This window comes from Rothia mucilaginosa (assembly GCF_019334805.1).
Taxonomy (GTDB): Bacteria; Actinomycetota; Actinomycetes; order Actinomycetales; family Micrococcaceae; genus Rothia; species Rothia mucilaginosa_C.
In genome coordinates this window covers 676,423-696,386 of the sequence record NZ_CP079822.1, presented here as the reverse complement: position 1 = coordinate 696,386, position 19,964 = coordinate 676,423, and the positions used below count along the sequence as shown (strand labels likewise).

General features: G+C 58.1%; 8 protein-coding genes and 1 pseudogene. 2 read left to right on the top strand and 7 right to left on the bottom strand.

Annotation, left to right across the window (positions count from 1 at the left end):
- Positions 1-56: 56 nt before the first annotated feature.
- The 6 genes from LPB405_RS02625 to LPB405_RS02600 form a co-directional block, all read right to left on the bottom strand.
- The gene (locus LPB405_RS02625) at positions 57-1,007 is read right to left on the bottom strand and encodes a glycosyltransferase family 2 protein (protein ID WP_012904001.1); all 951 of its coding nucleotides are present in this window, start codon (positions 1,005-1,007) and stop codon (positions 57-59) included.
- 11 nt (positions 1,008-1,018) lie between these two features.
- A complete protein-coding gene (locus LPB405_RS02620) occupies positions 1,019-1,807 on the bottom strand; it encodes a CDP-alcohol phosphatidyltransferase family protein (protein WP_219101819.1) in 789 nt (262 codons plus the stop codon).
- Between the two features lie 477 nt (positions 1,808-2,284).
- Positions 2,285-5,707, bottom strand: coding sequence for a fibrinogen-like YCDxxxxGGGW domain-containing protein (locus LPB405_RS02615; RefSeq protein ID WP_257604962.1), 3,423 nt, complete (start codon positions 5,705-5,707; stop codon positions 2,285-2,287).
- A gap of 213 nt (positions 5,708-5,920) precedes the next feature.
- A complete protein-coding gene (locus tag LPB405_RS02610) occupies positions 5,921-6,793 on the bottom strand; it encodes a hypothetical protein (protein WP_219101817.1) in 873 nt (290 codons plus the stop codon).
- A 344-nt stretch (positions 6,794-7,137) separates the two neighbouring features.
- Entirely contained in the window at positions 7,138-9,606 is a 2,469-nt protein-coding gene (locus tag LPB405_RS02605; RefSeq protein ID WP_219101816.1) for a fibrinogen-like YCDxxxxGGGW domain-containing protein, read from the bottom strand.
- Positions 9,607-10,134: 528 nt separating this feature from the next.
- Complete coding sequence (locus LPB405_RS02600) at positions 10,135-12,501, bottom strand: fibrinogen-like YCDxxxxGGGW domain-containing protein (protein ID WP_219101815.1); 2,367 nt, start codon at positions 12,499-12,501, stop codon at positions 10,135-10,137.
- 556 nt (positions 12,502-13,057) lie between these two features.
- Here LPB405_RS02600 and mfd point away from each other — a divergent pair.
- A complete protein-coding gene (gene mfd, locus LPB405_RS02595; protein WP_219101814.1) occupies positions 13,058-16,804 on the top strand; it encodes a transcription-repair coupling factor in 3,747 nt (1,248 codons plus the stop codon).
- A gap of 123 nt (positions 16,805-16,927) precedes the next feature.
- Positions 16,928-18,346 carry an NAD(P)H-quinone dehydrogenase gene (locus LPB405_RS02590; RefSeq protein WP_219101813.1) on the top strand — a complete coding sequence of 473 codons (1,419 nt, stop codon included), beginning with the start codon at positions 16,928-16,930 and terminating at the stop codon, positions 18,344-18,346.
- A gap of 159 nt (positions 18,347-18,505) precedes the next feature.
- Here the strand turns inward: LPB405_RS02590 and LPB405_RS02585 are convergent.
- Positions 18,506-19,907: pseudogene (locus tag LPB405_RS02585) on the bottom strand (MFS transporter).
- Between the last annotated feature and the right edge of the window lie 57 nt (positions 19,908-19,964).

Below are 19,964 nucleotides of genomic sequence, written 5' to 3'. Positions count from 1 at the left end.
CGAAGTGCCCGGAGGGGAAAGAACGGAAGAGGAAACCATGTCTGTGCGATACCTGGTTAGAGACCTCGACCGGTCTTCTGGACGAGATCAAGAAGAGTAGCGGGCTTAATAACGCCGGTGGACACCACATACGCCGCCCACGCACGAAGCTGCTTGGGGTCGCGGCGCAGAGCGGCGCGAGCGTACGCGCGCGCCTCCTTGTTGTTACCCAGAGATGCCTGAGCGTAGGCAATCTGACCGGCAATACGTGCCAGGCCCTTGGGATCCTGCTCGAATTCAGGGAACTTACGCAGAATGTAGCTCAGACCGTCAACCATGGACTGCCACTTGCCGGAGAAGAAGGAGGGGCGGTCCCAGAGCACCAGAATCAGCGGTTCGGGCACGCTCAGTACATCGCCGTGGCGGGTTGCACGCAGCAGCAGGTCGTAGTCTTCACCGTAGGCGGCGGGCAGTTCCTCATCGACCAGGCCGATGCGGGCGGGCTTACCGTCAACGCCGAGCAGATCCTCGCGAGAGTACAGCATGGCGGAGGGGTGAATTTCGGTAATGCGCGAACGCAGGAAGTCAGCGAAGGTTGCGCGCTCGGGCGCCAGGCGCACGATATCCTGACCACCGGAGCGGACGGTAATACCCGAAGAGATAGCGGTTGCTTCGGGGTTTTCGCGCCAGAGAGCGACCTGCTGGGTGAGCTTGGAAGGCATCCAGTAGTCGTCATCATCGCAGAAGCCAATCATCTCGCCGCTGGAGGCGATGATGCCGCTGTTGCGGCCGCCAGCCAGACCGCCGGAGCGGGTGTTGGAGACAATCTTCAGGGCACGGTTTTCGCCGACCTCAATGTCCTCGAGGCGGTCGGGCTCAACGCGGTCAAAGACAACAACAACTTCAACGAAACCGCGGTAGCTCTGCTCAAGGATGGAGCGGACAGCCACGCGCAGCAGTTCGGGGCGCTTGCCGTTGGTTGCGATAACGGCGGAAACAGCAGGGGTGCGAGAGGTGAAGTGCATCATTGGGATTCTCCTTACTCAGCGGGGGTCGCGAGGCTAACGTACTTGCGACGCATGGACAGCAGGACGGTTGCGGCATTAGCCAGCAGAAGCAGTGCGTAGACGATGACGAATACGGGGCCGAAGCCAACGAAAATGTAAATCCAGCAGAGGGTGCCAGCGTCCATGTGCAGGTTGATGAAGGAGCGCAGGGGACCACCGGTCGGGGGAGCAGCGGTCTTGCGGTTGTTGCGTAGCTGCTCAGCCAGAATCTGGCTCATGAAGTGACCTGCGGTCAGCGCGGTGAAAATCATGGGCATCGCAATGATCCAGCCGTTGAACGCGTTGGAACCGGTAAAGGAGTAGTGCGCAGGGTACAGCAGGAAGGAGAGCAGAGTTGCCATGTGCACGGAGGGCACACGGATGGAGTCGACCACGTGGTCGAGCCACTCACCGGCGGGGGAGGACGCGCCGGTCACGCGAGCAACCTGGCCGTCAGCGGAGTCCAGACCGTAACCGAGCGCGAAAAGCAGGGCAACGCAGATACCTACACCAACGCTGGGCGGGCAGGTAATCAGAACGATGATGCCTGCCGCGGAACATGCAGCGGAAATTGCGGTGACGCCGTTGGGGGTGATGCCCAGCGCAACAGCTGCCGCAGCGAAGTAGCGTGCTACTCGGCGGTTGACCCAGCGGGTGTAGGCGGGAACGCCAATGCCGGGCTTCTGCGCTGCTTCAAGAGAGCGCAGGGTGTGAGAAAACTTCGCAGAAAATCCCGATGCGGGCGCGGAGTTCGGGGCGTGAGGTGCCTCAGAGGTGGACATGCACATTCCTTTTTAATCGGTGAGAGGAGTGAAGGAGAGTGAATTACTCCCTTTCGGGGTGGTTGCGAGAAAGTCCGGAAGTCTCGCACGCGAAAAAAGAGGTGGTTGGTCCCTTTTTTCACGTACACCACTATATAGATATTTTACAACGAGATGAAGTGCAACAGGGGGCGTGTGGTCAGGGTCAACAATTGTGTCGTAAAAACTCTCTGACAATGCGCTTTGGTGCAGATTTGCGGGATCCTTCGGGTAGGCTTGGTGTGCTGTTAGAGGGGGTTATCGGCGCTTTGTTCTCGTGAATTGTGGATTTAGAAAACATTTCTGAACATTGTGCAGAGAGGCGCATGACAGAAGCACAAATAATGGGAATAAATGATGCAAAAAACACGGAAAAGTGGGGAATATACGCAAATGGGGTTTGATTTCCTGAATCATTCAGAAAATCAAACCCCATTTAGCGAGATTGTCTAGAAGGTATTAGTTCCTTCGGGACTGCATCGGAACGCGGGTTCCGACTCCGTTATTGACGATGCGTCGCTCGCCCGGGCCGGCTGCCGCGTTGTTCGCGTTGTCGACCACGGGCTGCTCAGCCTCGTGTGCGGCGGGAGCATCCGCCTCCTTGTCGCCTTCCTTCTCGGCGGGCTGCTCAGCAACCGGTGCCTTGGAGGTAGCCTGCAAATCGAAGCTCACATTCGGGCGAACGTTACGTCGGCTAATGCCCGGGTGAACCTCAACAGCGATGAGGTTCTCACCAGCCTTCAGCTGAGAAGCCGGAACGGTGAAGGTCACCGGAGTCTTCTGAGCCGTAGCGGTATCAATCGAGCTCGATGCAATCGCGCTATTCCACAGCTTTCCACGGGTGTCGAAGTTGGAACGACCAACCTCTTTACCGTTGACACCCACCGCAATAGCGTCATCCGCGTAGGTGGTCAGCACCAGATCGCGGCTCGCCTGCTCACGAGTGAGCTGGATGGTGGTGTAGGCGTAGATATTGGGGCGGGTACGCACAAGCGGAACATTAACGGAGGTGTTAAGGTTACCGGAGCCGACACCAATCGGGGTCTTGCCGGTCTGCCATGCTTCCTGCGCGATATCTTCCAGGCTGAAGTGGAAGTTGTACTTCCAACCGTACTTACGGTTGGGAGCCTTGCTGGAGACCATGTACTTCCACTCGGACGCGTAGGGCAGAACAATCTGGTCCTTAGCGGCCTCGTCCTTCTGATCGTCCTTAGGAGTTTCTTCCTTCGGATCGGCAGGCTTCGGGTTCTCTTCCTTCGGTACCTCAGTAGTCGCTTCTGCACTCGGGGTAGCGCTTGCCGAAGCACTGGGGTCAGCGCTCGCGGTCGGGTCAGCACTTGCCGTGGGGTCTGCAGTAGCAGTCGGGTCAGCGGTAGGCGTTGCGGTCGCGGTCTCCGTGGGGGTAGGAGTCGGTCGCACCGGAGCTACCTGGACCGGAGTGGACGCAGAGTAGTTATCCGAGCTATCCACAGCGCGCACAAAGTAACGTGCGTTATCGGTGTGGTCAATCTCGAACTTCGTACCCGAAGTGCTAGCAATGACGCGGTCATCACGCAGAATCTGGTAGCGGACACTACCGGTATCCTGTACAGCATCCCAGGTCAGAACGTCCTTATCGTCCTTCAGCTCAACCTTCAGGTTCTGCGGGGTAGGCGGAGGAGCCACATCGCGGGCCTCAAAGCGCGCAAAACCGACGGTATCCTGAGTACCGTGAACACCCAGCGAACGGTGAATATCGCCGCCAACCCACAGGGTGCCCTTCGAATCCACGAAAGACTCCCAGATACCGAATCCGTGGTCACCCTTAATAGCAGGGGAGAACTCCGGCAGCATCTTACCGCTGTCCTTATCGAAAGCAGCAACCAGCTTGACCGAGTGAATCACGCTCGAACCGCCCACGGGGGTCCGCTTGTTACGCGAATCCTGGTAGAGGAAGTCGCCGCAGTGGCAGGCGCCGTAGATGGTGTTACCGTGCAGGTGCAGATCCTGGAAGTCTCCACCATCGCGGGTAATCGCGGTGTAGGTGGGGGTCAAGGACGCCTTATCGTAACGAGAGATGAGGTGCTCGGTACCGCCCACCCAGACGCCGGTACCGGCATCCTGGACGTCGAACTGGAAACCCCAAATTTTGGTTTCATTACGCAGGTCAGAGACATTAGCGCCAGCAGGAATCTCAGACTGCTGGTACGCCCACGGGCTGCCCTTCTGCATATGCTGAGTAATATCAGCCACGCGGTAGGCAAGGCCACCGTTGAGCCAGGTGAAGTAACCGGCTACGTAAACATGAGAGTTATCAGCGGAGGCGCTAATACCGTTGACAGTACCGTTGAACACCTGGCGCCAGTTACGGTCTATACTCACAATACCGGGCACACCGTTAGAAGGCTCGCCCAACTTAAAACGGGCAATATTGCGCGAATACGCCTCACCCGCCTTTTCACTTTCATAAATGTGGGTAAAGGTGCCGCCAATATACACGTAGTCACCCTGACGGTGAATGGTCTTCACTGTCATGACCTCGGTACGAATGCGATCTTCGACTTTAACCTGGGCCCATTCAGGGGCAACTTCACCGGTTGTGGCGTCAACAACGACGAAGCTCTCATGCTTCTCACCGTTAACAAGCTTGAAGTTACCGCCAACAGCCAAACGGTTATTCGGCAGAGCCTCAACAGCCTTCACCTGACCGTCAACAGTCAGCTTAAAATCGCGGCGCAACTCGCCGGTCACCGGGTCAAAAGCAGCAATATTAGATTGCGCAACACGCTCACCGGTAGAGGACTCAAGGTACTCGAAGTCGCCACCAATAAACACGCTGGAGGTGCCGTTACCGTGATCGACCTCGGTAATGGCCTCAACGTAGGTGTTCATTTCGCCGGTTTTACCGGAGGCGGTCCTGGCGCTGGTTCGCCAGCGCCAATCCGCCGAACGGCTATTGGGCAGGGCACGACGAGCGCTCGCCGGGGTACCGGAATCCGGGATAGCGCCCAGGTTCAAATCATTCTGGGTCAGCTTCGGGCGCAGGAACATCTGGGTGTAACCGAAAGAGGCCTCACCGTTGCTTTCCTTACCGTAGATGTAGGAGTTCCGCGCATCGGTGATTGCCGGCTCAGAGCCATCCTGCGAAATGGGAGAGTTTGCACCGTAACGGAAACCCATACGGTAATCCTGGGACGCCAACTCATCAAACATCAAAGTCTTGAAGCCGTTGTTCTGTCCACGCAGAATGTGGTCTTCCCACGTGCCATCAGGCCAGTCCCTGCGGCCATTTTCATTGTAGGAAGAGAACTTGTCAGGGTTCGTGACGATCGCATTAGACCAGACAGCGTTCGAACGCAGAGCCCAGGTCCACTCGGAGGTCTGACGGCGGTCAACCGTCGCCTCCTGCCACTTGGTGCCCGAGGTGTTCAGCGCGCGACGGAAACGGTAACCATCGGGCAACTGATCGGGGCGGGTGCCGTTGAGCAACTGCGAAATGGTGGTACCCGAAAGCTGAATCGGGGTCTTCGCGGCGGGCAGGGAGCTCAGAGCTTTGCCCTGTTCAAGAGTCAAACCGGATGACGCGGGTGCGGCATCGCTGTAGAGTTGAGAAGCGTCACCCTGACCCTCGTAGTTCTCGGTCCAGCCGTCGCGGCCCTCGCCAATCTTGACCCAGCCACCACCATCAGTTTCCTGATCGCAGTAGAACTGTGTCGGCTGGCTCATCGCGGGAGTGTACAGCCAGTAGGCGCCGCTCTTTGCCTCGGGGTTAGCCTGCTTGGCTTCCCAGCAGCTAGCGGCAGCACGCTCGGAGGTCGTGCCATTGTAGAAAGCAGAGTCCCTTTTTTCCGCCGTCTGTTCGACAGCGGTACTCGGCGTAATAGCGGGGATAGCTACGGGCAAAGCCAAAGCCGTAGCAATGCTCAAGCAAAGAGTTGAGCGAGTTATAGCAGAACGTGAAAAGCCAGAGCCCGTCATGCCAAGGTGGGCTTTCATAATATCTCCAAATGAATGCCAAGAAATGTTATCGAGTGCGCATCAACATTAATGCGCTATGGATGATAATGCGCGGGTTCCAGCGAATCATAGCTGGAAACCGGCATCTTTAATTAGACCCTAACAATCAGGATTGTTCGGGAAATCATGGGTCGCAATCTTCCACTGACCATCGACCTGAACGAGGGTGTAAATATTGAGTGAACGCTTCGGAGAATTGTCATCCTTAACGGGCTGATTATTCTCGTCATAGATCTTCACAGAGGAAGAATCCATGCATACTTCCAGCATGCGCGCGGGCTGACCCTTGTACTGGGTTTCAGTCATACGGGGAGTGCCCACGACAGTGGAAGAACCTTCATAGTGCCAGCCAGCCAGTGCGTACTCGGAAGCCTGCACGGCAAACTCAGCGGCAGCGGAATCAACAGCCACGGCCTCGATGGAGCGAATCGTCTCATTATCGAGAACAGCGCGGGCCCGCTCAACGTTCTGTTGCTCAGCCTCTTCGTCGCTGGTCGGATCAGCGGCACGCTCAGGCGAAGCCTCAGCAGAGGGGGCTGCCTTCACCTTGGTCAGAATGGTCTCAAAAGAGTTAACCAGTTCGGTAGTCTTCTTAACTTCTTCAGCGTCAACAGGTACGGAAGAAGCGTTCCTCATCTCTTCAGCGCCAGTGTAAATCTCTTCAAGCTTCTGGCCGTCAGAAGAGGTCGCCTCACTCTTTGCCCCATCCTTTGCCTCAGCCGAAGCCCCAGAGGAAGCATTGGCGGATGCTTCTGCGGTGCCCTGCTCAGAAACCTGGGGGGAAGCGCTCGAAGACTTGTTTGAGGAAGCATGCGCCGACGCGGAAACGCTCGCGGACGCAGAAGCAGGCGAAGAGCTATCGGAGCTCGGGTTTTCAGTAGCGCAAGCGCTCAGGACCAGGGTGGATACCGCAACGGTACCCAAGGTGCCCAGAAGGCGGGACCGGGAGGGGTACTTGAAGAACACTGACATGGAAGCCTCTTTAGTGGTTGGAGTGAGAATGACTATATTCCGGAAGATAATACCTCGCACGAAGGTAAGGCACCTAAAGGCTAACACGCAAAGCTGGGAAAATACTTAGACCCGCAAAAATAACGTTTTTATAAATGATGAGAATAAGCCCTAACTAATGCTCTATTTTGACTCGATTAGAAGGTAAGTATATATCTCTGCATGAAAAAACCTTCATGTAAATGAATGAAATAGATTCACTATGTGCAAAAAAATCCCGGGCTGGTTTAAAACCAGCCCGGGAGAATAGGGCGAACATCACTAAAATTATTTGTCATAAAAGTGAATATCGCCCTGATGAGGGGTTATGCCGCCTGAGCAGCCTCGGTACTTGCCGAATAGTTATCCGCAGTATCTACCGCACGCACATAGTAGCGGGCGCCGTCGCGGTGATCCACCGAATAGCTCGTGCCCGTAACCGTCGCAATAGGACGATCATCGCGCAGAACCTGATACTTCACCCTATGCTCGGAAATACCCGACCAGGTCAGCTGATCCTTGGAGCCGTTCGTCGTAACCTTCAGGTTGCTCGGGGGAGCCGGAGGAGTCACATCGCGAGGTGCATAACGTGCGAAACCAACGGTCTGCTGCACGCCGTTAGCACCCAGCGACTTACGGATATCGCCACCAACCCACAGAGTGCCGGTGGAATCCACGAAGGACTCCCACACACCGTAGCCATACGCGCCGTTCATAATCGGTGCGAACTCCGGCAGCATCTTACCGCTGTCCTTATCGAAAGCCGCTACCAGGCGAATGGTCTGAGCATTGGTCGCGTTCTCCCACTCCGAATAGACCGTGTCTGCGCCCTGGAAGAGGAAATCGCCGCAGTGGCACGCACCGTAAATGGTGTTGCCGCTCAGATGCAGATCCTGGAAATCGCCGCCCTCACGAGTAATCGCGCTATCGGTGCGGCGCATCGAGCTCTTCTCGTAACGGCTAATCATATGCTCGGTGCCACCCACCCAGACAGAGGAGCCAGCGTCCTGAACATCGAACTGGAAGCCCCACATCTTGCGCTCGTTTTTCAGATCCCAGGTTCGGGCACTCTTGGGGGTGTACGAAGGACGGTGGTTCCAAGCCAGCGGGTTCGTGCTATTACCTTGCATATGAGCGAGACGGAACGCCTCCTGATTATTCAGCTGAGTGAAGTAGCCAGCAACGTACACATCGGCGTTGCCCTCGGAAGCGCTCACACCGTTGACCGTGCCGTTAAAGACCGGACGCCAGTTCCAATCCACCTCGCCGTTGCTCAACTTAATGCGAGCCAGGTTTCTCGCATACGCGTAGGTGGGGGAAGTCTGGCCCTTCAGATGAGTGAAGGAACCGCCAATGTACAGGTAACCGTCACGCACGTGCAGGGTCTTAATCTGTACCGGCAGGGAAGTGATGCGGCTGACCACGCGGATATCCCAATCCTTAGCCACCTGACCGGTCTGCGGATCCAGAAGCACGAAACCGTTGTAGTACTCGCCGTTCACCTGATCGAAGGAGCCGCCCACAGCCAACAGGCCGTTCGGCAGAGCCTCAACCGACTTCACCTGACCGTTAATCTTCGGGCGGAAGGAACGGCGCAGCTCGCCGGTACCCACCTCGTAACCAGCCAAGAAAGCCTGCTCAACCTTCTCACCGCTTGCCGACTCAACGTACGCGAAATCGCCACCGGTAAAGACAGCGCCACCGACCTCGGTGATAGCCTCAACCTGGGTGTTCATCTCACCCTTCTTGCCGGTACCGGTCTCAGTGCTGGTACGCCACTTCCACTTCTCGGAGTAGCTATTGGGTAGTGCGCGGCGGTTACTTGCAGCAGCACCCTGCGGGCCATAAGCATGCAGACCCTTAGCCACCAAATCGTTCTGAGTCACCTTCGGGCGCAAGAACATCTGAGTAAATACCAGGGGAGTGGTCGAATCATCCGCCGGGCGGTAAATATACGCCGAAGGACGGTTCATCAGGTAGGTCTCGGTCCACCATGTAATCTTGGCGTTGCGACCGTAGGTGAAGCCCAACTTGTAGCCCTGCGATGCCTTCTCTTCGAAGTTCAGGGAACGGAAATCATCAGAATCATGGGTGAAGATGTTACCAGCCACCTGACCACGGTTGGCGTAGTCATAACGGTTACTGTACTGCCAGGTGTTTTTGACCGAAATATTTGACCAGAACATCTTTGAACGCAAAGTCCAAGTCCATTCGGTACTGGAATCACGGTGAGCCTTAAAATCCTGCCAGGTAGTGCCCTCAACGTTCATCGCGCGATGGAAACGCACGCCATCGGGCAAATCCTGCGGACGGGTACCGTTCAGTAGCGCGTTCACGGTCACGCCGGAGAGCTGCACCGCATCAAAGCCGGTCGGGTTCTTATACAGCTGATCGGCATTACCGCGACCGTAGTAGTTCTCAGTCCAGCTCTCACGACCGCGGCCAATCATAACCCAGCCGCCGCCATCAGTTTCCTGATCGCAATAGAACTGCTCAGGAGCACTCATCGCAGGGGTGTACAGCCAGTACGCGCCGCTCTTGCCACGCGGATTATTCTGCTTAACCTCCCAGCAGCTCGCAGCCGCGCGCTCGCTCGACGAACCGTCATAGTAGCGTGCATCAGCAGCCTGCGCGCCCGAAGCAATCGGACCCAAAGAAGCCGCAACCATCGCAAAAGAAGCAGCCGCCGCGCCCAAAGCGCGGGAACCAGAACGAGAAGCTACGCGAGAGCCCTCAAAAGCGGAGGAACCAACGCCCTGTGAGCGCCCTCCACGCGTGAACGGAAGAAAATTCATTTGTCTCTCCTAGAGACCTCAACCGGCACACAGCAGAAAACTGCAATTCACACAGCAACACCCACCCCACACAAGGCACAGCATAGTTACCAGGCATCGGGGTAAGGGGGAAGCGTTATGAACTGCGCTAACAGCGAGTCTGTAGCCGGAATCAGTGAGTGTAGTTATCGGAAATTGAATGAATACGCCCCACCCCTCACGCACGAAGCCAACAATGGCACCGTACCCGTACGAAGCGGAACGCTAAAAATCTGTGAAGTTTCCTCTGTCGTACCAACAGCGAAGAAACACCACAGACCAAGATTCAGCCCATCATCGGAAAGGACGGAAGCAACCCATCCGACGCAATGAATCCCAACCCATCATAGCCGCCACAGAGGCGAAGAGATAGCAAACTGGGAAAACCGGACCGAACCAAAACTATAGAGGGCATACACCCCGGGTGCACCGCCGCCTGACCCGGACCCCGCAAACCCTGCAGAGCCCGAACCAGGCGGCGGCTCAAAGAAACTAGATCAACAATCTGACCTAAGCCTGAGCAGCTCCCGTGGAAGCCGAGAAATTCTCAGACGCATCGATAGAACGCACATAGTAGCGAGCGCCATCAGTATGCTCAACCTCGTAGCTGGTGCCCGAGACCGTAGCAATCACACGGTCATCACGCAGCACCTGGTAGCGAGCACCGCTCTCACGAACACCAGACCAAGACAGCTTATCGGTCGAGCCATCACGCTGAACCGACAGGTTCGACGGAGTCGACGGGGCGGTCACATCGCGAGGAGCAAAACGAGCAAAACCGACAGTGCGCTGCTCACCATTAGCACCCAGTGAACGGTTGATGTCGCCACCAACCCACAGGTTGCCGCGAGAATCCACGAAGGACTCCCAGACACCGTAGCCGCTAGCACCCTTCAGAACCGGGCTGAACTCGCCAACAACCTCGCCACTGTCCTTATCGAACGCTGCGACCAGGCGCATACGGTGAACCGCCTTCGACTCCTTCCAATACGTGTGGTAGCCGGTGGAACCCTCGAAGAGGACATCACCGCAGTGGCACGCACCGTAAATGGTGTTACCGCTCAGGTGCAGATCCTGCCAGTCGCCACCGTACTTAGAAATCGCGGTGGAGATACGGCCGTAACCGTTCTTCGAGTAGTTCGCAATCAGGTGGTCAGCACCAGCAGTCCACACAGTCGAGCCGGCATCCTGAACATCGAACTGGAACGCGTACACAATACGGTCAGTAATGTTCAGCTTCAGCGACGGCTCCCACTCCCACTTAATGTTCGAAGCGTTAGAACCATTCAGCGCAGCCAGACGGAACGCACGCTGGTTATTCAGCTCAGTGAAGTAACCCGCAGCGTGAACAGTGGAATTATCGGAGGCAGCAGTAATGCCGTTGACCGTACCGTTGAAGTTCGGGCGCCAATTCCAATCCACCGCACCGTTCGAAAGATTAATACGAGCGGCACCACGAGAGTAAGCGTACGCCTTAGAAGTATTGCCCTTCACATGGGTGAAGTTACCGCCAATGTAGAGGTAACCATCCTGAACCAGCAGGGTCTTCACCTGGGCGGCATCGCCACTGCGGCGCTGAACCTGAACATCCCACGTGCGGTCAATCTGACCGGTGGTCGCGTCCAGAATGACAAAGTGGTTAACCTTCTCGCCATTCACCTCGGTAAATTCGCCACCAACCGCCAGGCGGTTATTCGGCAGAGCCTCAAGAGCCTTAATCTGACCGTTGAAAGTCGGACGGAAAGAGCGAACCAGTTCGCCCGAATCCACGTTGTAGCCAGCCAGGTACGACTGGTCCACGCGCTCGCCGCCAGCCGACTCCACATACTTGAAGTCGCCACCGGTGAAGACGGTGTCGCCCACCTGAGTAATAGCCTGAACGTAGGTGTTCATCTCGTTCTTCTTGCCGGTGCCAGTCTGCTCACTGGTGCGCCAACGAACGGGCATCGTGTAGCTATTCGGCAGAGCACGACGGTTGCTAGCGGCAGAGCCAGAACCAATCTGCGAGAAGTTCAAGTCACGCTGAGTCAGCTTCGGACGCAGGAACACCTGAGTGAAGGGGATGGAGTAACCAGCGGAACCGCGCTTCTTATAAATATAAGAATCGGCACTATCATTGCCGAAGTTCACCAGCGAACCGTACGCAAAACCAATCTGGTAGCCCTGGTTCGGGTTCGCGAAGAAACGAACCGAGCTGGTGGTAATACCCGGAGCCATTTCCGAGGGGGAACCGCCCATACGCGCAGTGCGGTTAATGCCGGCACCGGTGAACTTCACGGTGCCCCAACGCTGACCGTAGCTCATCGCCCAGGTCCACTGCTCAGTCTGAGGACGCTGAACATAAACGTTCTGCCACTGGGTGCCCCTTGCGTTGTGGGCACGGTGCAGGCGCATGCCATCGGGAAGGTCCTGAGGCTTAATGCCGTTCAACAGGGCATCGACAGTGTTTGCGGGAAGCTGGACCGGAGTAAAAGCGGAAGGGCCGGTGGGGTTCTGGTGCAGCTGATTCGGGTCGCCGGTGCCATTGTAAGACTCGGTCCAACCCTCACGGCCGCGACCAATCATGACCCAACCGCCGCCATCAGTTTCCTGATCGCAGTAGAACTGCGCCGGGCCACTCATCTGCGGGGTGTACAGCCAATAAGTGCCAGAAGAGGCAGAAGGATTAACCTGCTTGACCTCGTAGCAAGAGGCAGCCGCCTTATCGCTACTGGAACCATCATGGGTACCGGTAGCAGCCGAAGCGGGAGTAGTAGGAGTAAGCGGTGCCGCAGTGAAAGCAGTACCAAAAGCGAGTGCGAAAGCACCCCACTTCTTAGCAGACCATGAACGGGCATGGGGCTTTTCAGCGGGATTGTTCGTGTATGTGGTTGTCATTTGTGTCTTTCTGATGCGACGTTCCGGAAGAAACATCGAAAGAAACGGTGAATTATTGCACTAGAAAAGCCGCAGTAAATACTGAAAACCTGAGGTTGGTTGGAAGAGGTAATCAGAATCCGGAAGGGGATATACTGTGTGGTTTTTCTGTAAGTGTTAATGATTAGGGTACAGGATTAAGCTGTGAAAATAATGGTGCACAAAGTGCAAAGATGTCTGTGGATGTGTGATTTGCGCCCCATGTGATGAACGTTGTGGCACAGGAACAGACACGGAAGAAAACCATACTCAAATATCACCCACGAAAGCGACAACCGAGTGCAAAAAGGAATATATTCCATCACAGAGAATACAAGAGAAAAATGCCAGAAAAAGCGGACAAGTCCTACAATGGAAAAGCCGCAAAAAAAACACCCCAAAACGCACAAAAAGCACCATGAAATAAAGGCAAATTCACTCGGACGCCCCAAACCGGCACCGCCCAATACCGACTATCCATAGCAGCCCTCCACCAGCCAAACCGCCGGAACCGAGGACAGCAGATTCAGGAGAACCCGTGAGCACCACCCGAAAAGCTACTGCACAGCCCCTCGAGGCACCCCTGCACCCCCTCCTGAACACCCTCAACCAACTCAGCAGCTGGGCCGCGATCCGCACCGCAGCCTCCGCACAGCCCGCTGAACGTAGCGCACGCACCCTCATCGGCGCCGTCGCCGGAACCCACGCCGCGCTCATTGCAGACATCTCCACCGCAGTACGCGATACCACCGCTGAAGCGCTCAGCCTCATCATCGCCCCCACCGACCGCCAAGCAGAAGACCTCGCCGCAGCCCTGCGCTCCTACCTGCCCGCCGCCGACATCGCGCTCTTCCCCGCCTGGGAAACCCTGCCCCACGAACGCCTCTCACCGCGCTCCGACACCGTAGGCCGCCGCCTGCAGGTACTGCGCGCCATGACCGGGGATGCGGCTAAACGCCCCCAGGTTGTTATCGCACCCGTACGCGCCGTCATCCAGCCCATCGTCACCGGCATCGAAAAGCTCGAACCCGTGCACCTGGTCCGCGGCGAAGAATACCCCTTCAAAGATGTGGTGCGTGGCCTCAACGACGCCGCATACTCCCGCGTAGACCTGGTCGCCAAGCGCGGCGAATACGCCGTACGAGGCGGCATCATCGACGTCTTCCCGCCCACCGCAAACACCCCCGTACGCCTCGAATTCTTCGGCGACGAACTCGACGAAATGCGCCACTTCTCCGTCGCCGACCAGCGCACACTCAGCGGGGGAGAAGAGCTCACTGAACTCACTCTGCTGCCCTGCCGCGAACTGCTCATCACCCCCGAGGTCATGAGCCGCGCCGCCCGCCTGAAAGCCGACTACCCGGCAGCCGCAGCCATGCTCGAAAAGATTGCCGGCGGAATCTACGTCGAAGGCATGGAATCACTCACCCCGCTACTCATCGAATCCATGAACACCCTCACCGAGCTGTTGCCAGCAGGATCCATGATCATTAACGTCGAACCCGAGCGCGTGCGCGCCCGCGCCGAAGACCTCGTCGCCACCAACGAAGAATTCCTCGCCGCAGCATGGGACACCTCTGCAGAAGCCGACGCAGTAGCACCCATCGACCTCGGCCAGCTCCGCATGAGCGACAGTGGATTCCGCACCATCGACCAAACCACCGCACAGGCACTCGAAGCCAAGCTCAGCTGGTGGGAAATCACCGAACTCGTCACCGACGCAGACCTACTCGAAGACGCCGCCGGGGCGCTCCAGAACCAGGGCATCGCCGACGCCATCGAAGACGGAATCGACACCTACACCGTCAACGCCACCCCCGCAACCGCATTCAACGGTTCCGTCGAACGCATGCTCAGCCAGGTCGGCGACCTCATCCGTCAACAGTGGACCGTCCTCGCCCTCACCAACGGCCGCGGCTCCACTGACCGACTCATCGACCTCTTCCACTCCGGCGAAGGGGCACCCGCCGTACCCGCAGCCCGCCGAACCAGCCTCGAAGCCGACCCCGCTGGCAAACTCGAACACGGCATCGTCGAGGTGTGCGAGGCGCCCGCCTCCGCAGGCTTCCTCGTTGAGGAGGCGAAGCTCGCCGTCTTCACCGAAGCCGAACTACTCGGCCGCCGCGGAACCTACGCACCCCGAGGCGCCGCAGGACAGAAATTCAAGACGCGCCGCCGCCGCAACGCCGTCGACCCGCTCGCGCTGAATCCCGGTGACTACGTGGTGCACGAACGCCATGGCATCGGCAGGTTCGTCGAGATGACCTCCCGCCCGGTTGCTGGTGCATCCCCGGTCAACGGCGTGCAGCCCATGAAGGAATACCTTGTCATCGAGTACGCCCCCGCCAAGCGCGGTGGCGCGCCCGACCGCCTCTTCGTACCCTCCGACCAGCTGGATTTGATCTCCAACTACGTGGGGGGCGAGAACCCGAGCCTGTCCAAGATGGGCGGTAGTGACTGGGCTAAGACCAAGTCCCGCGCTCGCAAGGCAGTCAAGGAAATCGCCGCCGACCTGGTGAAACTCTACTCGGCACGCCAGGCCTCGCGTGGTCACGCCTTCGCCGCAGACACCCCCTGGCAGCGAGAGCTGGAAGAGTCCTTCCCCTACAACGAGACTCCCGACCAGCTCACCGCCATCCACGAGGTAAAGGAGGACATGGAGAAAGAAATCCCCATGGACCGTCTCATCTCCGGCGACGTGGGCTTCGGCAAAACCGAGGTCGCCGTACGTGCCGCGTTTAAGGCGGTACAGGACGGCAAGCAGGTTGCCGTGCTCGTACCCACGACCCTGCTCGCCCAGCAGCACTACGAGACGTTCAGTGAGCGCTTCTCGGGCTTCCCCGTGAAGATTCGCGTGCTTTCCCGCTTCCAGAAAGCGAAAGAAACCCGCCAGATTACCGAAGAAATCGCATCCGGTGCGGTGGACGTGGTAATCGGTACGCACCGCATTCTCTCGGACAGCGTGGTGTTTAAGGACCTGGGCCTGGTCATCATTGACGAGGAGCAGCGTTTCGGCGTGGAGCACAAGGAAAAGCTCAAGCAGATGCGCACCAACGTGGACGTGCTCGCCATGAGTGCAACCCCCATTCCGCGCACCCTGGAAATGTCGCTCACCGGTATTCGAGAGACCTCCACCCTTGCCACCGCGCCGGAGGAACGCCACCCCGTGCTGACTTTCGTGGGACCGCGAACCGACAGCCAGATTACTGCCGCAATTCGCCGCGAGCTCATGCGTGAAGGACAGGTGTTCTTCGTACACAACCGCGTGGCTGATATCGATGATGTTGCCGCGGAAATCGGCAAGCTCGTGCCGGAGGCGCGCATCGCCACCGCCCACGGCCGCATGAGTGAATCGCGCCTGGAGCAGATTATTGTGGACTTCTGGGAGCGCCGCTTTGACGTGCTGGTCTGCACCACCATCGTGGAGACCGGCCTGGATATTTCGAACGCGAACACCCTCATTGTTGATCACGCCCAGAACTACGGTCTGAGCCAGCTGCATCAGCTGCGTGGACGTGTGGGTCGTGGCCGCGAGCGCGCCTACGCCTACTTCCTGTACCCGGTGGATAAGACCCTCGGCGAGATTGCGCACGAGCGTCTGAAGGCTGTGGCGACCCATAACGAGCTGGGTGCGGGCCTGCAGCTGGCCATGAAGGACCTGGAGATTCGCGGTGCCGGCAACCTGCTCGGCGGCGAACAGTCCGGTCATATTGCCGGCGTTGGTTTTGACCTGTACCTGCGCCTGGTCGGTGAGGCCGTGGCGAACTACCGCGGCGAGAAGGAAGAGCGAGAGGTCGAAACGAAGATTGACCTGCCCGTCAATGCGCATATTCCGCACACCTACATTGATTCTGAGCGTCTGCGCTTGCAGGCGTATCGCCAGATTGCTGCCGCCGATACCGAAGAGAAGATCGCGGAGGCACGCGAGGAGCTGGTCGACCGTTACGGCGAACTGCCGGAGACGGTAGAGAACCTGCTTGCCGTGGCGACGGTGCGTATGCACGCCCGTGCCGCCGGTATTCACGAGCTGGTGGTGTTGGGTCCGAAGGTGCGCGTGGTGACCGCTACGCCGCTGCCGGAGTCCCGCCAGATGCGTCTGAAGCGCGTGTACCCGGGTTCCACGCACGCCCAGCCGAAGGGTATGGACACCTGGCTGACGCTGGTGCCGCGCCCGAAGACCATGCCTGTTGGCGGCAAGGACCTGGTGGACGGCGCGATGCTGCAGTGGGCTGAGAAGTTCATCAACTCGATTTACGCCGAGAAACCGCAGGCTCTCGAAGAGTAGGGGAGCGCCCCGTCTAACCGGCATGCCCCAAGCAAATGCTCGCCGTGCAGGTTGCCACAATATGGCACATCTGCACGGCGAGTGCGTTTGCCCCGTAGCGGCGGCATAGCTCACAATTAAGGCATGACTTCAAAGGTGAACTATGCATCTCAGCGAATTGTAATTATTGGTGGTGGCCCCGGCGGTTACGAGGCAGCGATGGTGGCTGCCGCATCCAACGCGGACGTGACTCTGATTGAGCGCAATGCCATTGGTGGCTCCGCCGTTCTGACCGACGTTGTGCCCTCTAAGACCCTAATCGCTACGGCGGATATGATGACCCGCTTCTCCGAGGCGGGTAGCTTGGGCATTGAGAACACGAAGGGCAAGGCGCCTCAGCTGCGTGTTGATATGGACCGCGTGAACCGCCGAGTCCGCGACCTGGCTCAACAGCAGTCTGCCGACATCAAGCGTGCCCTGGCTTCTGCTGGTGTGAAGATTATTCACGGTACCGGTAAGCTCCTGGACCGCCACACCGTTCAGGTGACTGATGAGGCTGGTCTGATCTACCCCCTGCAGGCGGACTTTGTGCTGCTGTCGGTGGGTACGCATCCGCGTGAAATGGCGACCGGTATGCCTGACGGCGAGCGCATTCTGACCTGGACTCAGCTGTACAACCTCTCCGAGGTTCCCGAGGAACTGATTGTGATTGGTTCGGGTGTGACCGGTGCCGAGTTCGCGTCGGCGTATAACGGTCTGGGTTCGAAGGTGACGCTGGTGTCTTCGCGTGACCGCGTGCTTCCCGGTGAGGACGAGGACGCAGCCCGCGTGCTGGAGGACGTCTTTGAACGTCGCGGCGTGCGAGTGATGCCGCGTTCCCGTGCGGCTGCTGTTGAGCGTACTGAGGACGGCTCCGGCGTTATCGTGACTCTGTCGGATGGTCGTAAGGTTTCTGGCACTCACTGCCTGGTGGCTATTGGTTCGATTCCGAACACTGAGGATTTGGGCTTGGAAGCTGCCGGTGTGGAGCAGACCCCGAGCGGCCATATTAAGGTGGACGGCGTGTCCCGTACGAGCGTGAACAGTATTTACGCCGCCGGTGACTGCACGGGTGTGTACCCGCTGGCTTCCGTGGCTGCGATGCAGGGCCGTATCGCTATGGCGCACATCCTCGGTGATGCGGTGCGCCCGCTGCGTACCGATAAGGTTGCCGCGAACATCTTCACCTCCCCGGAAATTGCGACCGTGGGTGTGAGCGAGAAGGACCTCGCCGAGGGAGCCTACCGCGGTGACGCGGTGACCCTGCAGTTGAGCACCAACCCGCGCGCGAAGATGATGGCGATGCGCGACGGCTTCGTGAAGATTTTTGCTCGCCGTCACTCCGGCACCGTCATTGGTGGCGTGGTGGTCGGTCAGCGTGCTTCCGAGCTGATTTACCCCATTGCCCTGGCGGTGGAGAAGAAGCTCGCGGTGGATGACCTGGCGGATACTTTCACGGTCTACCCCTCGCTCTCTGGCTCTATTGCTGAGGCGGCACGCAAGCTGCACACTCGCGGCCTGTAGCCGGCGCATAGATACCCTGGGCTTGTAGAGAGCCGCTATCTCAGAAGCTCACAGAATCTCTGAAACGCACAAAAGCGGTGGGGGTCACTTCCTGAGTTCCTAAGAATCAGGAGGTGACCCCCACCGCTTTGCCGTAGAGACGCTTAGCGCCGCGAAGCTTTACTTCGTGGTGCTGACGGCGTTCATGTCCACGTCACGGGTTTCGTGAGTGAGCAGAATGAAGACAACGCTCAGAATCGATGCGAATGCCAGGTAGCCGCCCACTGCAGCCACACCGTAAGTGGAGTTCAACCAAACAGCCACGAACGGGGTCAGTGCCGCGCCGAGGATGGATGCCACGTTGTAGGCGATACCGCTGGCGGTGTAACGCACGTTGGTGGGGTACAGCTCCGGCAGGTATGCGGACATGGAGCCGAAAGACAGACCCATCAGACACATACCGATAAAGATGAAGAGGGTAACTACAGCGGCGTTTGCGTTCGCACCGGTACCAACAACGGAGGGGGAGATGAACAGACCCGAAGGACAGACCGAAGACAGCCATCGCGATGGTGGTCCACAGCTGCTGGGTGCGGCGGCCGTACTTGTCAGCCAGCCAACCCGAGATCGGAATGAAGATTGCGAAGCCAATAATGGAGATCAGCTGAATGATCAGGAACTCGCGGTAGGGGATAGCCAGGCCGCCCTTATCCGCCTTGCCGATACCGTAGGAGAGAACCCACGCGGTCATCAGGTAGAACAGCACGTAGCATGCCACCATGATGAAGGTACCCTGAATCATGGGCCACCAAGCGACCTTGAACGCCTCAACGAGCGGGGTCTTAACCTTCTCGTTGTTAGCAGCAGCCTTGGCGAAGACGGGGGTCTCCTCCAGCTTGAAACGCACGTACAGGCCGACAGCAACCATCACGATGGACAGCAGGAACGGAATACGCCAACCCCAAATGAGGAAGGGGTGATCAAGGTTCTTGCCGTCGGTTGCGGAGTTGAAGGAAATCCAGCTGGTCAGCAGCAGCATGAAGCCGTTCGCAAGCACGAAGCCGATGGGTGCACCCAGCTGAGGCCACATGGCGGCGCGGGCGCGCTTGCCGTCCTCAGCATATTCGCTGGCGAGCAGTGCCGCACCGGACCATTCGCCGCCCAGACCCAGGCCCTGGCAGAAACGCATAATGGTCAGCATGGCCGGTGCCCACAGACCAATCTGGTGGTAGGTGGGCAGCAGGCCGATGATGAAGGTCGCCAGACCCATGGTCAGTAGCGCACCAACGAGGGTTGCTTTACGACCGATCTTGTCGCCGAAGTGACCGAAGATTACGGAACCGAGGGGGCGGGCAATGAAGGCGACGCCGAAGGTCGCGAAGGAAGCCAGAAGCTCGGTGGTTGCGTCCTTCGCGGGGAAGAACAGCACAGGGAACACCGCCACTGCTGCGGTGGCGTAAATGTAGAAATCGTAGAACTCGATGGTGGTACCAACGAGCGAGGCGAGAATAACTCGACTGCGAGGAGTCGTATTCTTCACCGATGCAGCAGACACTTTCGTGTCGGGTGCAGAGGTGCTCATAAGGAAAACTCCCGAAATGGTGAACTGTGTGTACAGGTGGAGCCGGGGCGTCCGTTA

Excerpts from the sequence above, each read along its gene's own strand:
- LPB405_RS02625 (WP_012904001.1), bottom strand. The coding sequence starts at position 1,007 with ATGATGCACTTCACCTCTCGCACCCCTGCTGTTTCCGCCGTTATCGCA.
- LPB405_RS02620 (WP_219101819.1), bottom strand. The coding sequence starts at position 1,807 with ATGTCCACCTCTGAGGCACCTCACGCCCCGAACTCCGCGCCCGCATCG.
- LPB405_RS02610 (WP_219101817.1), bottom strand. The coding sequence starts at position 6,793 with ATGTCAGTGTTCTTCAAGTACCCCTCCCGGTCCCGCCTTCTGGGCACC.
- LPB405_RS02605 (WP_219101816.1), bottom strand. The coding sequence starts at position 9,606 with ATGAATTTTCTTCCGTTCACGCGTGGAGGGCGCTCACAGGGCGTTGGT.
- LPB405_RS02600 (WP_219101815.1), bottom strand. The coding sequence starts at position 12,501 with ATGACAACCACATACACGAACAATCCCGCTGAAAAGCCCCATGCCCGT.
- LPB405_RS02590 (WP_219101813.1), top strand. The coding sequence starts at position 16,928 with ATGACTTCAAAGGTGAACTATGCATCTCAGCGAATTGTAATTATTGGT.